This is a genomic window from Arthrobacter sp. 10L424, from assembly GCF_056395325.1.
The window spans coordinates 219039-234890 of sequence record NZ_JBFTJH010000001.1 but is presented as its reverse complement, the minus strand read 5'-3'; the positions used below and the strand labels follow the sequence as shown (position 1 = coordinate 234890).

Genomic DNA, 15852 nt, shown 5'->3' with positions numbered 1-15852 from the left:
CTGCCCCTCGAGATACCCGAGAAGGAACATGTCCCCGAACCCCCTGAATGCCCAGCCCGACAACTCCGCCGGCCGGCTCGACCTGAGTCCCGCCCAGCGGGGCATCTGGTATGCGCAGCAGCTGGCGCCGGAGAACCCGATGTACCAGATCGGACAATTCCTCGAGATCGAGGGCCCCCTCGACGAAACAATCCTTGCCGACGCCGTGGCGCAGGCCGTGGCCGGGACAGACGCACTCAACATGGCCTTCGGCGAGGACCATTCCGGTCCGTTCCAGATCCCCCGGCCCAACCCGGCAGGGCTGGAGGTCACGGACCTGAGCGGCGCCAAGGACCCGGAGGCTGAAGCCCGGGTGCTGATGGACGCGGACCTGGGCCTCGCCCGCGACGTTGTCACGGATGAACTGCTCCACAGCGAACTCATCAGGCTCTCCGGCGACCGGCACTTCTTCTACCAGCGGGTCCACCACCTCATGATGGACGGCTACTCGGCCGTGCTGGTGCTTCAGCGCGTGGCGGAGCTCTATCAGGGGTCGCTGGACAGCGCGGCACCCCACGGCGCTGTCGCCGGAGACACCCAGCCCGGAAGCGCCCCGGCCTTCGGCTCCCTGGCCGAACTCCTGGCCGCGGAGAACGAATACGCCGGGTCCGACACCGCCGACGCGGACCGGGCCTATTGGGAAGCACAGCTGCGGGACGCCCCGGCCGCAGCAGGACTTGCCGGCCGGCCCGCGGGCGCCGCCAGTTCGCTGGTCCGCGCCGCCAGGACGCTCCCGGGCACGGCCGCCGCCGCCCTTCAGTCCGCCGCCGGCTCCGCGCCGGCCCTGGTCCTCACCACCGCCGCCCTGTACCTGCACCGGATCACCGGCGAGCGCCACGTCTCCGTAGCCCTGCCCGTGACCGCGCGCCGCGGCAAGCTGGCGAAGTCCACGCCGTCGATGCTCTCCAACATCGTGCCGATCCGGATGGCCGTCGAGCCCGGCGCGACAGTCCGCGACACCATCACGGCCACGGGCGCCACCCTCCGCGGAGCCGTGGTCCACCAGCGCGGCCGCTTCGAGGACCTCAATGCCCACAGCGGCTACCGGGGCCCCTCGGTCAATATCCTGCCCGTCCTCGATGACATCAGCTTCGGCGCGGCCCGGGGCACGGTGAACATCCTGTCCACCGGCCCCATTGACGACCTCTCGATCATCGTCCACGGGCTCTACGCCGGATCTGCCGCCGGCACGGCCGACCCGGCCGCCGGCGCTGGGAAAAACCCGGCAAAACCCGGACCCAAAATCCAGTTCGAAGCCAACGCCGCCCTCTATACCAAGCACCAATTGGAGGAGCACCTGGACCGTTTCGTCCGGCTCCTTACCGATGTGGCCACCCAGCCCGATGCCCTCCTGGCCTCCCTGTCGGTGACCACCGCGGTCGAGGAACGCTCCCTGCTGGCCGCCGGAGACGCCGGCGACACGGCCCTCCCCCGGCACACCATCGTTGAGGAATTCCGGCTGAGCGCCCGGGAGTCCAGTTCCCGGACCGCCGTCGTCGCGCCCGACGGCGAACTCACCTTCGGCGAGCTGGAAACCCGGTCGAACCAGCTGGCCAGGTTCCTGAGCAGCCACGGGGCCGGCCCCGGGCAGACCGTTGCCGTCCGGCTGGACCGCAGCGTCCTGCTGCCCGTCGCGCTCCTGGCGGTCCTGAAGTCCGGGGCCGCGTACCTGCCGCTGGACCCGGACTACCCCGCGGGCAGGGTCGAGGGAATGCTCGAAGACGCTGCCCCGGTCCGCCTGCTGACGTCCGCCGCGTTCACCGGCGCGGACTCGGGCCATGCCGATCTCGCCACGGACGTCCCCGTCACCGTGCTGGATGCAGCGCTGATGGTGTCCTGCCTCGAAGGCAAGGACGGGTCGGCGCTGGAATGCCCGGCCGGGCAACAGGATCTCGCGTACGTCATCTTCACGTCCGGCTCCACCGGCCGGCCCAAAGGCGTCGGCGTCGAGCACCTCGCCCTGCTGAACCTCTACACCTCGCACCGGGACAGCATCTTCCTGCCCGCGGAAGAGCGGCTCGGGCGGAAGCTGCGGGTCGCGCACACCGCCGGGCTCTCTTTCGACGCCTCCTGGGACCCTATCCTCTGGCTCATCGCCGGCCATGAACTCCACCTAGTGGACAACCAGACCCGCCGCGACCCGGAAGCGCTGAGCAGCTACCTGGCCGGCACGGGCATCGACTCAATCGAGACCACCCCGTCTTTCGCCAAGGTCCTCCTCGCCGGCGGCCTGTTCGATCAGGACAGCCACCCGTCGGTGGTGGCACTCGGCGGCGAGGCCGTGGATCCCCCGCTGTGGAATGCCCTCGCGGAGAAGGACGGGCTGGTGGCCTACAACTTCTACGGGCCTACCGAGACGACGGTCGATTCCCTCACTGCAGTGATGCAGCCAGGCACCGAACCGACCCTCGGGGACTCCGTGGCCAACAGCCGGCACTACATCCTGGACTTCGGCCTGAACCCGGTCCCCGTCAACGCCATCGGCGAGCTGTACGTCGCCGGCATTAACCTGGCCCGCGGTTACCTGGACCAGCCCGGGCTCAGTTCCGAACGGTTCGTCGCGGACCCGTTCGTCCCGGACGGCTCCCGCATGTACCGGACGGGCGACGTCGTCCGGCGCCTTGCTGACGGGACGCTCGAGTTCCGCGGGCGGATGGACGCCCAGGTCAAGATCCGGGGCTTCCGGATCGAGCTCGCCGAAATCGAGGAGGTCCTCCGCGGCCTCGACGGCGTGGAGCACGCCGCCGTCGCCGTCACGAAGAACCGGGCCGGCTACGACCAGCTGCTCGGCTACGTGACCGCTGCCGGGACTGAGGGCTCCGGCCTGGACGGTGCCAAACCGGACGGCTCCGGCCTGGATACGGCGGAGCTCCGCCAGCTCCTCCGCCGGCAGCTGCCCGATTACATGGTGCCCGCCGCCGTGCAGCAGATCGCGGCCATCCCGCTGACCGCAAACGGCAAGCTGGATACCCGCGCGCTTCCCGCACCGGAGCAGGAAACAGCCGTCTCCGCGCCCCGCAACGAGCGGGAACGGATCGTGGCCGAGGCCTTCAAGGAAGTCCTCGGGCTCGACGCCGTGGGGCTGGACGATGACTTCTTCGACCTCGGCGGACACTCCCTGCTGGCAACCCGGCTCGTGGCCCTGCTGCGGGACCGGACCGGCGTCGCCCCGGCCCTGCGCACCGTGTTTGAACAGGCCACCGTGGCGGCACTCGCTGAGACGCTTGAGCTGGGAGCCGGCAACGCGAACCCGCTGGGCCCGGTGGAACGCCCGTCCGTCATTCCGCTTTCCTTCGCCCAGCGCCGGCTCTGGTTCCTGAACCGCTTCGACCCAGGGTCCGGCGCCTACAACATCCCCGTGGTGCTGGAGCTCAAGGGCACCCTGGACGTCCCGGCGCTGCGTGGTGCGATCAATCAGGTGGCGGACCGCCACGAATCCCTGCGGACGGTTTTCCCGCTGGTCGACGGCGAACCCGCCCAGCGGATCCTGTCCGGGCGCCCCGTGGACCTGCTGGCTGTCCAGTGCACCGCCGAGGCGCTGCCCGGCGCCCTCGCGGCTGAAACCCGGCGCGGCTTCGACGTCACCCACGAACTGCCGCTGCGCGCCGTCCTGTTCCAGCTGGCCCCGGACCACCATGTGCTGGCTATTACGCTGCACCACATCGCCGCGGATGGCTGGTCCCTCGCCCCGCTCGCACGGGATCTCTCACTCGACTACAACGCCCTGGCGGGCGGCACGGACACCCCCTTGGCCCCGCTTCCGGTGCAGTACGCCGACTACACGCTGTGGCAGCGCAAAGAACTGGGCAGCGAGGGAGATCCGGCGAGCGCCATTTCCCGCCAGCTCGAGTTCTGGACCCGCGAACTGCGGGGTGCCCCCGAGGAGCTGCGGCTGCCGTTCGACTTCATCCGCGGCGCGCAGGCCGCCGCCGAACCGGCGTCGTCCGTTCCCCTCACCATCAGCCCGGACACCGGCGGCCGGCTCAACGCGCTGGCACGCGAACACAACGCCAGCCTCTTTATGGTGCTGCAGGCCGCCCTCGCGGCGCTGCTCACCAAGTCCGGCGCGGGCGAGGACATCCCCCTCGGCACGCCGGTGGCCGGCCGCACGGACACCCAGCTCAACGAGCTGGTGGGCTTCTTCGTCAACACCCTGGTGCTCCGGACCAACACCTCCGGCAACCCCACTGCGGCGGAGCTGGTGGAGAGCGTCAGGTACACCAACCTGCACGCCTACGCGAACCAGGACGCACCCTTCGAGCGCGTGGTCGAGGAGCTCAATCCGGCCCGGTCACAGCACCGCCACCCGCTCTTCCAGGTCATGCTCACGCTGCAGAACACGGCCGCGGCCGGGCTCGCCATGGACGGTCTCGAGGCCACCGCAGACCTCAGCCAGGAACCGGGCGGGGCCAAGTTCGACCTGCTGCTGGACCTGGTCGAAGAAGGCCCTGGTGACGAAGGCCCTGCCGACGGTGACACCGCACCGGCCGCCGGCATCCGCGGCTCGCTGGCCTACAACCCTGACCTGTTCACCCGGGCCACCGTCGAACAGCTCGTTGCCGGCTTCCTGGCCGTGGCGGATCAGTTCGCCGCGGATCCCGGGATCACCCTGGACCGGCTCCGGATCCAGTCACCGGAGCAGCACCGGCTCGCCCTGGCGCAAAGCGTTCACGCCGGGGACCCCGCGACGGACGGGGACGGGCCGGAAACCGTCGTCGACGCCTTCCTGGCCACCGTGGCACGGATTCCTGACGCGTCAGCGCTCATCGACGACTCGGGACCCGACGCCGGCGCCAGCTTCGGCTCGCTCCATGGCCGGGTCCAGGCCCTCGCCAAGGGCCTGGTGGCCTCCGGAGTGGAACCGGGCGACCGGGTCGCCGTGGCCCTGCCGCGCACGGCCGACGTCGTCGCAGCCGCCCTGGCGGTGCTGGCCGCGGGCGCGGTCTACATCCCCGTGGACCTCTCCTACCCGGAGGAGCGGATCCGGGTCATCCTCGAGGACGGCGCTCCCGCCGTCGTGATCTCCGGCGCACCGGCGGCGGATGATCACGGCTCCGAAGGTCCGCGGACGCTGGACATCAGCACCCTGCTGGACACGGGTGCCGGCATCTCCGACGCGGCCCTGGCCCAGCGCCACCCGGCCGCGGGCGACCTGGCCTACGTGCTCTACACCTCCGGTTCCACCGGACGCCCCAAGGGGGTGGCCGTGCCGCACAGCGCCCTCGCCAACCTCTACCGGCACCACCACCGCACCCTGTACGCCCCCCGCTTCGAGGCCGCCGGACCGGACGGAACAGTCTCCGTGGCGCACATCGCCGGCCTCGGCTTCGACGCCGCCTGGGACCCGATGCTGTGGCTGGTCGCCGGCGCGGAACTCCACATGGTGGCCGACGAGGTCCGCGGGGACGCCGAGTCGCTCGCCGGTTACTGCCGGAGCCACCGCATCGACGTGCTGGAAACGACGCCGTCCTACGCCGGCCAGCTGCTGCAGAGCGGCCTGCTCGACGCGTCACGGGAACAGCCGCTGGTGCTGGCGCTCGGCGGCGAGGCCGTGACCGCCGGGCTGTGGACGCAGCTGGCTGAAGCGCCGGAGGTCTCGGCCCACAACTTCTACGGCCCCACCGAATTCACTGTGGACTCCGTGACCGCGGAGATCAGCGGCGGTTCACCGGCCATCGGCCGCGGCATCGCCAACACGGACACCTTCGTCCTGGACCAGTACCTGGCGCTGGCGCCGGCCGGCGTCCCGGGCGAGCTGTACCTTGCCGGACCCGGAATGGCGCGCGGCTACGACCGGCGCCCCGCCGAGACGTCCTCCCGCTTCGTGGCCAACCCCTTCGCCGCCGACGGCAGCCGGATGTACCGCACCGGAGACCTGGTCCGCCGGACACCTGACGGCTCGCTCGAGTTCCTCTCCCGCACGGACGAGCAGGTCAAGGTCCGCGGCTTCCGGATCGAACTCGGCGAGATCGAGGCCGCGCTGTCCTCACATCCGCAGGTTGACCGTGCCGTGGCCGTGGCCGACGGCGACCCGGCCCACCGCGTGGTGGCCTACTACACGGGCGCCGCCGGGACCGAGGAACTGCGCGCCCTGGCCGCCGCCAGGCTGCCCGACTACATGGTCCCGGCCATTCTGATGCAGCTGCCCGCCATCCCCCTGACACCCCACGGCAAGCTGGACCGGAAGGCCCTTCCGGCGCCGTCCGCCGCTGCCGGCGCCGGCACCGGTGCCGCCCCGGCGACCGCGGACGAGCGCACCATGTGCGGGATCTTCGCCACCGTCCTGGGCGTGGACGAGGTCGCGATGGGCGATGACTTCTTTGTCCTGGGCGGGCATTCCCTGCTCGCGGTATCGATGATGGGCGGCATCCGCGAAGCCTTCGGCACCGAACTGCCGCTGCGCAGGCTCTTCGACGAGCCCACACCCGCGGGGCTGCTCGCAGCGGTGCACCGGCGGACGGGCAACGCCGGTTCCACGGCTTCCGCGGCGGCGCCGGCAACCGACCCGGACGCTGCGCAGCGGGACCCCGCCGCAGAGCCGGCCGCCCTCACGGACTGGCTGGCCGGCGCCGATTCCGTCCGGCCCGCCCGTCTGGCCCTCTCCTTCGCCCAGTCCCGGATGTGGTTCCTCAACCAGCTGGACCCGGGCTCGGCCGAATACAACATCTCCCTCGCCGTGCGCCTCACCGGCGGGCTGGACGAGCAGGCGCTGGCCGCCGCCGTCGCCGCCCTGTTCCAGCGCCACGAAGTCCTCCGGACCATCTACCCCGAGACCGCCGGAGTGCCGGAACAGCTGGTCCTGGAGCCGGCCGACGCCGCCCACGGCGCCGGCATGCGCCTGGTTGTCAGCGCCGCCGCGGCCCCGGCCGGGATTCCCGCGCTGCTGCGGGACGACGCCGAACGCGGCTTCGATCTCCGTTCCGAGCTGCCGCTGCGGGCGAGGCTGATCCCGGTCGCTTCCGGGGACGCGCCGGAGTGGGTCCTGCACCTTGTGATGCACCACATCGCGAGCGACGGCGCTTCCCTCGCCCCGCTGGCGCGGGACCTGTCCGCCGCCTACGCGGCCGCTGTCGGCACGGAGGTCGGCCAGGGCGTTGGCCAGAACCCGGCTGCCGGTCCGGCGCCGCTGCCTCTGCAGTACGCCGACTACGCCAACTGGCAGCGGCAGCAGCTCGACGGGACGGCGCTCAGCGCCAAGCTGGAGCACTGGCGCAGCACGCTGTCCGGCATCCCCGCCGAGCTCATGCTGCCGGCGGATCACCGCCGGCCCCGCGAATCACGCCAGCCCGGACGGCAGCTGGCCTTCCGGCTGGACCCTGCCAGCGTCACGGCCCTCAACGGCCTGGCCTCCGCGTCGAACGCGAGCTTGTTCATGGCGCTCCACGCGGCCCTGGCCGCCTTCCTGCACCGCAGCGGCGCCGGCGACGACCTGGTCATCGGCTCCCCGACCGCCGGACGGACCGATCCGGCGCTGCGCGAACTGGTCGGCTTCTTCGTGAATACGCTTCCCCTGCGCGTGGACGCCGCCGGCGATCCCAGCCTGCGGACCATGCTCGGCCGCTCCCGGGAGAGCATCCTGGCGGCCTTTGACCATGACGACGTGCCCTTCGAACGGCTGGTCGAAGCCGTGAACCCCGACCGTGAGCTGGGCCGGCACCCCCTGTTCCAGACCATGCTCACCGTGGACAACGATGTGCCGGCTGTCCCGCAGCTCCCCGGCGTCCAGGTGGAGCCCGAGCCGGAGACGGGGTCGGGCGAGGCCAAGTTCGACCTCTCCTTCACCTTCCGTCCCGACGGCGGCAGCGACGATAGCGACGGCGGCAGCGGCAGCGAAATCGGCGGCGGCGGGCTGGCCGGCACAGTCGACTACAACTCGGCGATGTTCGAGGAGGCAACCGCCCGGCGGCTCGCGGACGGCTTCGGCCGGTTCCTTGAACTCGCCGCTGCTGCCCCCGACACCCCGGTTTCCCTGCTCCCCCTGCTCGGGGAACAGGAGGCCCGCACGCTGATGGCAGCCACCGCCGGACCCCGCTCGGACGCAACGGCCCGTGCGGCAGCGGCAGACGCGGAGCCCGGAATCCTGGCCGCCCTCGCCGCCACGGTCCGTGCCACCCCGGACGGCACCGCGCTGGTCGCGGAGGACGGGACCCTGAGCTTTGCCGGGCTCGCCGCGTCGGCGTCCCGGATCGCCGCCGCCCTGGCCGGGGCGGGAGTCAGCCGCGGCGATGTGGTGTCCGTCCTGCTTCCCCGTTCCCGGGGAACGGTGGAGGGCATGTTCGGCGTGCTCGCCGCAGGCGGCGTGTACAACCCGATCGACACCGAATACCCGGACGAGCGGGCGTCTGCCATCATCGAGGACGCCGCCCCGGCTGTGATCCTCACCAGCCGTGCCGTGGCCGCCCGGGTGGACCGGCTCCTCACGGAGCTGACGGTCCGGCCCCGCGTACTGGTCCTGGAAGACCTTGCGGTACCGGCAGAAGACGGCCGGGCAACGGATCAGGAACGGGACGGGGACGCTGCGGCCGCCGGCCTGACAGCCGTCACCGCGCCGGACCCGCGCGAGCTGGCCTACGTCATGTTCACGTCGGGCTCCACCGGCCGGCCCAAGGGCGTCGAGGTCAGCCACGGTGCCCTTGCCGCGCTGCTCGGCTCGCACCGCGAGACCCTGCTGGCCGGCGTTGGACACCGCCGGGTCGCCCACACGACGGGCGTCGGCTTCGATGCCTCCTGGGACCCGATCCTCTGGATGGTGGCGGGCCACGAGCTGCACCTGATCGGCGATGAGACCCGCCGCGACTCCCGGCAGCTCGCCGCCTACTTCACGGAACACGGCATCAGCAGCTGGGAAACCACCCCCGGCTACCTGCGGCAGCTCCTGACCGAGCCCGGGTTCACCGGGCTACTCGACGCTCACGCCGCCGACGGCGGCCAGGCCGGACGCTTCAGCCTGGCCCTCGGCGGGGAAGCGTTCGACGCCGGGCTCTGGGACACGGTCTCGGCGCACTCCGGCGTCCAGGCCTGGAACCTCTACGGACCCACCGAGGCCACCGTGGACACCGTACTGGCCCGCGTCCGCGATACCGGCGAACCCGTGCTGGGCACAGCCACCGCGGGCACCCGGCTCTATGTCCTGGACAGCAGGCTCCAGCACTCGCTGCCCGGCGCGGCCGGCGAACTTTACGTCGCCGGCCGGCAGCTGGCCCGCGGCTACCGCGGCCGGCCGGAGCTGACGGCCGAGCGCTTCATCGCGGATCCCTTCGCCGGCGGCGGCGAACGGATGTACCGCACCGGCGATGTGGTCCACCGCCACGCCGACGGCCGGCTGGTTTTCGCCGGCCGCAACGACGACCAGCTGAAGATCCGCGGCTTCCGGGTGGAGCCCGGCGAGGTGGAGCAGGCCCTGCGCAGCGCTCCCGGCGTCCGCGCCGCCGTGGTGCGCCCTGTCAGGCACGACGGCGGGAACGACGGCGGCACCCGCCTGATCGGCTACGTCGTACCGGCCGCAACCGGCGAGGCGTCGGACACTGGGGCCGGACACGAAAGCGAAATCGACGCCGAAACCCTGTCCGACGCCGTCCGCAGCCACGTCCGCGGGCTGCTGCCGGACTACATGGTGCCGGCCGCCGTCGTCGTCATCGCTGAAGTGCCTCTGACACCGCACGGCAAGGTGGACGCGGCTGCCCTGCCGGATCCCGGCAGCACGGCCCGCCGCGCCGGGCGGGGCCCGCGGACGCCCCGGGAAAAGGCAGTCGCCGGGATCTTCGCCGAGGTGCTGTCCCTGGACCGGGCCGGCGTGGACGAATCGTTCTTTGAGCTCGGCGGGCACTCGTTCCTGGCCCAGCCGCTGATCGCCAAGGTCAACGCGGCTCTGGGCACGGACCTGACGGTCCAGTCGCTGTTCCGGGCGCCCACCGTCGAGTCCCTGCTCCGCGAGGCTGCCAAGGGCGCGGACGAAAGCGCCGCGGACAGCCTGCGGCAGTTGCTGCCGCTGCGGACCACGGGAACCAAACTGCCGCTCTTCGCCGTACACCCGGCCTCCGGCATCAGCTGGGGCTACGCCTCCATGCTGGGCAAGCTGGATCCGGAACGGCCCCTGATCGGGCTGCAGATGCCCGGGATGGAACCGGGCCGGACCCACCCCGTCGGGGCCACAACCCTGACCGACCTGGCGGATGACTACATTGCCCAGCTTCGTTCCGTGCAGCCGGAGGGCCCGTACCACCTGATGGGCTGGTCCTTCGGCGGCCACCTGGTCCACCGGCTGGCCACCCGGTTGCAGGAACTCGGCGAGGAAGTGGCGTTCCTGGCCATCTTCGATGCCTTCCCCGGCAACCAGGAGGACAACGCCGACGTCGGGACCGGCCCGGGGCTGTGGGCCAGTTATCTCGACGCCCAGGGCTACGAGCTGCCTGACGAGGACAAAGACGGACTGGACGGGCAGCGCGCCCAGGAAATCCTGCGCGAACACCACAACCCGCTGGGCACCGTTCCGCTGGACTCCGTCAATGCCATGGTGGGGAACTTCCCCGAACTGGCGCGGCTGATCCGCGACGAGCAGCCGCAGGTGTTCGACGGCGGGCTGCTGTTCTTCCGGGCCACCCGGGAGGTGCCCGCCGGCACTCCCGGCAGCGATGCGTGGCAGCCGTTCATCACCGGGGCCATCACCGACATTCCCGTGGAGGACCGGCACTCCCAGATGTTAAGTGACCGGGCTCTCAGCGCAATTATGCCTGCGCTGGCCATCCAACTGGGCGGCGGAGACGAATAACCAGTGATGCCTCTGATTTCCAAGAGGGGCTTTCCGAACGCCAGAACCGACAGGAAAGGTCAACGTGACGAATCCATTCGATGACAAGTCCGCAACGTTCTCCGTGCTCGTGAACGAGTATCAGCAGCACTCCCTCTGGCCCGCCTTCGCGGCTGTGCCACAGGGCTGGGTGACGATGTTCGGCCCGGACACCCGTGACGCCTGCCTCGACTACGTGTCCCGGACGTGGACGGACATGGCTCCGCGCAAGGTCGCCGAACTCGCCGCTTCGCAGTGATCCGGGTCGAGAACGTCAGCAAGAGTTTCGGCACGTTCAAGGCCCTGGACGGGCTCTCCCTGCACGCAGGCGAAGGGACCGTCCTGGGCCTGCTGGGACCGAACGGTTCCGGAAAGACCACCACCGTCAAAGTGCTCACCACCCTGTTGTCCCCGGACAGCGGTGACGCCCGGATCGCCGGCCACTCCGTCCTGAGCGATCCGGACCGGGTGCGGCGGAACCTGGGCTTGTCCGGGCAGTACGCCGCCGTGGATGAGAAGCTCACGGCGTTCGAAAACCTGCACATGGTGGGCCGGCTGTACGGCATGAACCGGCGGACCGCCGCGGCCCGGGCGAACGAACTGCTCGAGAGCTTCCGCCTCACTGACGTCGCCGGCAAACGCTCCGGAACCTTTTCCGGCGGCATGCGCCGGCGTCTGGACCTCGCCGGGGCCATCGTGGCCCGGCCCAAGGTGGTGGTCCTGGACGAGCCCACCACCGGGCTTGACCCACGCGGCCGGCTCGACACCTGGGACGTGGTTTCCAGCCTCGTAGCGGACGGCACCACAGTCCTCCTGACCACCCAGTACCTCGAGGAGGCCGACCGGCTGGCGGACCACATCGCCGTCATCAACCACGGCCGCGTCATTGCCGAGGGGACCGCGACGGAACTGAAACAAAGCGCCGGTACGGAACGGATCGACGTCGTCATGCGCGACGCCGCGGACCTCACCGCGGCCGCTGGCGTGCTGGAGCGGGCCGCAGGTCCGGGTTCCCGGGCCGAACAGGATCCGCCTAACCTGCGTGTGTCCATCGCCGCCCCGGAAGGCCACCGGCTGCTGGTCCGCGTCCTGTCCGAACTGGACGCGCGTGCCCTGCCCGTGGACGAGGCCTCGCTGCGCCGCCCCACTTTGGACGACGTGTTCCTGCGGCTCACGGGCCACGCCGCGGCGGCCGCCCCGGAAGCTGAAACACCGGACGTCCAGGCTCCGGAGAAAGTCGAGGTGCCCGCATGAGCGCCATCTCCGCGGCCGCCCGGGACAGCTCTGTCATTGCCCGGCGCAACCTCATCAACGTCCTGCGCACTCCCGGCGCGCTGGTCACCGGCATCGTGCAGCCGGTGATGTTCGTGCTGCTGCTGGGCTTCGTCTTCGGCGGCACGCTCGGCGGCGACCAGTACCGCAGCTACCTGATCGGCGGCATCCTGGCGCAGACCCTGACCTTCAACGCCTCATTCACGGCCGTCTACCTGGCCAAGGACCTCCAGCTCGGGCTGATCGACCGCTTCCGGTCGCTGCCGATGTCCCGCGTGGCCGTCATCCTGGGCCGCACCTCCTCGGACTTGTACACGAGTGTGCTGTCCGTCGCCGTGACACTGCTGTGCGGCCTGGCCATCGGCTGGCGGATCACCACCGGTCCGGTCTCCGCCCTGGCCGCGCTGGCCCTGCTGCTGCTGTTTGCCTTCGCGGTCTCCTGGATCGGGGCCGTCATTGCCCTGACGGCCAGGAGTGTTGAAGTCGCGCAGAGCCTGGGCCTGGTGTGGCTGTTCCCCGTCACCTTCGTCTCCGGCGCCTTCGTGTCCGTCAGCTCCCTCCCCGGACCGCTCAGCGTGATTGCGGAATGGAATCCCGTCACCGCCGTCGCCACCGCCGCCCGCGAACTCTTCGGCAACGCGGCCCCGGCCGGCTTCGGTGTACCGGGCGGCTGGCCCGCGGAAAACGCCGTCCTCTACTCGGTCCTGTGCAGCGTCGGCATCATCGCCGTCTTTGCCCCGCTGGCGATCGCGCAGTACCGCCGGATCAGCAAACGGTGACGGCGCCGGACCGCCCTGACGCCGGTATTGAGTATGTGGCCGTGCCGTCCGCCGCCGTCCGGAACGCCGCGGCCGTGGCGGGCCCGGGAGGGTACGGCGGGCTGTTCGGCGGCCTGGGGGCGTTCCTGTCGCCGCGGGAACGCGACGCGTCGCTCCGGTTCAGGCGTCCGGCGGACCGGCTGGACTACCCCGCGTCCCATGCCCTGTTCCGGCTGCTGGCAGCGCGGCGGCTGGGGATGCCGCCCGCCGACGCCGCCGGGCTGGACATCCGGCGGCTGTGCGCCGGGTGCGGCAGCACGAACCACGGCAAACCCTCGATCGAGGGCGTCGCATTGAGCATGTCCCGCAGCCAGGGAACCGTCATGGCGGCCGCCGCTCCGGCGGGAACCAGCCTGGGCGCGGACATCGAAAAGGTTCCTGCCCAGGTGTTCGCGGGCTTCGACGACTTTGCGCTCGCCCCGGAGGAGCGATGGGGGCCGGACGGGCAAGGACTGGCCAGCCCTAGCCTGACGGATGCTGGGCGGATCCGATGGTGGGTGGCGAAGGAGGCCGCGCTGAAAGCCGCAGGTGCCGGCCTGGCCGTGGATCCCTCCAGTGTGCGGCTGGTCCCGGAGCGGCCCGCAGGGACTGCGGGCATTGCGGGCTCCGCCGGCCCGGCCGGCACCCTCCTGGCGGAATGCGCGGGCAATGCCGCCGTCCACGGCCTCGTCGTCACTCCGGTCCCGGCACCCGACGGCTACGCCGCCGCCGTCGCCGCCTCCGCCGGCTTTCCCGCGCGGGCCGTGTCACTTGCCGAGATATTCGCCACTAAACACTAGCGCGCAAACGTCAAACGTCTAACCTTTAGGTATGGCTAGCAGCATCGCGGTGTCCGCGCTTCCCGAGACAGCAACTTCCGCCGCCGTGCGCGCGCCGCGCGGAGTGATCATCGCCGGCGTCGTTGCGATCGTGCTGATCGGCCTCAACCTGCGCGCCGGCATCACCGGCGCCGCCGCTCTCCTGCACGACCTGCAGCAGGTCCTGGGTTACGGGCCGCTGATCGCCGCCATCATCCCGTCGATCCCCACGCTGTGCTTCGCCGTGGCCGGCGCCGCCACCTCGTGGCTCACCCGGATTCTGGGGCTCGAGAAGGCCATCCTGCTCTCCCTTGTGCTGCTGGCGGCAGGGCTGCTGGTCCGCGGCATCCCGTCCACCGGCATGCTGCTGGCGGGCACCGTCGTCGGGATGTCCGGGCTGGCGATCTGCAACGTGGCGATGCCGTCGTTCATCCGGGTCCATTTCGCGCACCGGACGTCGCTGATGACCGCCCTGTACACGGTGACCATGACGACGGGCGCGACCGTGGTCGCCGTGCTGATCGTCCCCGTGGCGCAGCAGCTCGGCTCGCCCTCCGCCGGGGTCGGAGCGATCGGTTTCCTGGCGCTGGGCGCGTGCCTCGGCTTCCTGCCGATCGCCCTGCACGCCCACCGCAACGCGCCCGCCGTGAAGGCCGGGCGGGTATCCCCCTGGCCCCTGCTGCGGACCCGCACAGGTATGTTGATTACCCTCGGCTTCACCGTCCAGGCGCTGCTGGCCTATGCCGTGCTCAGCTGGTTCCCCTACATGCTGGTCACGCTGGGCCTGACCGCCGCCGAGGGCGGGCTGATGTTCGGCCTGCTGCAGCTGGTCTCCGTCCCGGCTGGCATGGTGCTGGTCGCCATCGGCTCACGCCCCCGGATGCAGCGCACGGCCTTCTACCTGGCCACTGTCACGATGGCCGCGGGCGTCCTGGCCCTGCTGGTCCTGCCCGTCTCCTGGGCCCCGTTGACGGCGGTGCTCCTCGGTTTCGGGCTCGGCATCTTCCCGCTCGTGATGGTCATGATCAGCCGCAGCGGCCGCACTACCGCCGAAACCACCGCCCTGTCCACGGTCGCGCAGTCCGCGGGCTACCTGCTGGCGACGCTCGGCCCCTTCGGCATGGGGCTGCTGCACAGCGCCACCAACTCCTGGACGCTGCCTGTGATCCTGCTGCTGGCGGTGGCCCTGGGCCAGATCGCCGTCGGGCACCTGCTCACCTCCCGGCCCAAGGCTCCCCAGCGGGCGGAACCGCACCCGCCGGAACCGCAGGCAGCCGCTGCGTTCGCCGGCACATCCGCCGGCACGTCCACGGAAGAGGGACAGTCATGACACTCACCACGTCCCACCGGCCGCCGCTCGTGGAGGAGGTCACCGCGAAGCTGCGGGAGCTGATCCATTCGGGCGAGTGGCCGCTGCAGCAGCGGATCCCCGCCGAACCTGAACTTATGGCTGCCCTCGGAGTCTCGCGCGGCACCCTGCGCGAGGCGGTCAAAGCCCTGGCCCACAGCGGCATGCTGGAGGTCCGGCGCGGGGACGGCACCTACGTCCGCGCCACCAGCGAAATCGCCGGAGCCGCCCAGCGCATGTACCGGGACCACTCGCAGGTCCACATCCTGGAGGTCCGCGTCGGCCTGGACACCCAGGCGGCCCGGCTCGCCGCCCGCCACGCCACTGCCGACGACGTCGCCGCGATGTGCGCGCTGCTGGAGGCGCGCCGTGCCGCGTGGCTGGCCGGGGAATACGCCGGCTGGGCGCGGGCCGACTGGGACTTCCACGTGCTGGTGGCGCAGGCGTCGGGCAATCCGCTGCTCCACGAGCTGTACGTCAGCTTCGGCGCCGTCTTCCACGCCGACCTCCTCCGGCAGCAGGGCCGCGCCGGCTTCAACGGCCTCCCGCACGAAGGCCACGACGAGCTCGTGGACGCCATCACCGCGCATGACGAAACGGCCGCCGTCGACAGCGTGAACCGGAACCTGAACTCCTGCGCGGAGTGGATCCAGCAGTAAGGCCCCCTGCCCATGGGAGCAGGGCCTCGCCAGCCGGTTCACAGGCTTTTCCCAAGGCTTCGGGATGATGCTCAGCTTCCGCGGCGTCCGCCGGACTCCGTGGGACTACGCCGGCGTGGATTCGCGGATTCTG

The 15852-nt window shown here is 71.2% G+C and carries 7 protein-coding genes; all 7 read left to right on the top strand.

Going from position 1 to position 15852, the window contains the following annotated elements; all coding sequences use genetic code 11:
* The first annotated feature begins 28 nt into the window (after positions 1–28).
* Complete coding sequence (locus AC1DC5_RS01055; RefSeq protein ID WP_476863915.1) at positions 29–10807, top strand: amino acid adenylation domain-containing protein; 10779 nt, start codon at positions 29–31, stop codon at positions 10805–10807.
* A gap of 64 nt (positions 10808–10871) precedes the next feature.
* Positions 10872–11084: an MbtH family protein gene (locus AC1DC5_RS01050; RefSeq protein WP_441406865.1), complete on the top strand. Its 213-nt coding sequence runs from the start codon at positions 10872–10874 to the stop codon at positions 11082–11084.
* Positions 11081–12079, top strand: coding sequence for an ATP-binding cassette domain-containing protein (locus tag AC1DC5_RS01045; RefSeq protein WP_476863914.1), 999 nt, complete (start codon positions 11081–11083; stop codon positions 12077–12079). The genes AC1DC5_RS01050 and AC1DC5_RS01045 overlap by 4 nt, the downstream gene beginning before the upstream one ends.
* Positions 12076–12876 (top strand): ABC transporter permease, encoded by an 801-nt coding sequence (locus AC1DC5_RS01040; RefSeq protein ID WP_476863913.1) that lies wholly within the window; start codon positions 12076–12078, stop codon positions 12874–12876. Before AC1DC5_RS01045 ends, AC1DC5_RS01040 begins: the two co-directional genes overlap by 4 nt.
* Positions 12877–12917: 41 nt before the next feature.
* Positions 12918–13694: a 4'-phosphopantetheinyl transferase family protein gene (locus AC1DC5_RS01035; protein WP_476863912.1), complete on the top strand. Its 777-nt coding sequence runs from the start codon at positions 12918–12920 to the stop codon at positions 13692–13694.
* Between the two features lie 31 nt (positions 13695–13725).
* Positions 13726–15042: an MFS transporter gene (locus AC1DC5_RS01030; RefSeq protein ID WP_476863911.1), complete on the top strand. Its 1317-nt coding sequence runs from the start codon at positions 13726–13728 to the stop codon at positions 15040–15042.
* On the top strand, positions 15039–15719 hold the full coding sequence (locus AC1DC5_RS01025) for a FadR/GntR family transcriptional regulator (RefSeq protein ID WP_476863910.1): 681 nt from the start codon (positions 15039–15041) through the stop codon (positions 15717–15719). The genes AC1DC5_RS01030 and AC1DC5_RS01025 overlap by 4 nt, the downstream gene beginning before the upstream one ends.
* Positions 15720–15852 lie beyond the last annotated feature (133 nt).

Excerpts from the sequence above, each read along its gene's own strand:
- AC1DC5_RS01030 (WP_476863911.1), top strand. The coding sequence starts at position 13,726 with ATGGCTAGCAGCATCGCGGTGTCCGCGCTTCCCGAGACAGCAACTTCC.
- AC1DC5_RS01055 (WP_476863915.1), top strand. The coding sequence starts at position 29 with ATGTCCCCGAACCCCCTGAATGCCCAGCCCGACAACTCCGCCGGCCGG.
- AC1DC5_RS01040 (WP_476863913.1), top strand. The coding sequence starts at position 12,076 with ATGAGCGCCATCTCCGCGGCCGCCCGGGACAGCTCTGTCATTGCCCGG.
- AC1DC5_RS01025 (WP_476863910.1), top strand. The coding sequence starts at position 15,039 with ATGACACTCACCACGTCCCACCGGCCGCCGCTCGTGGAGGAGGTCACC.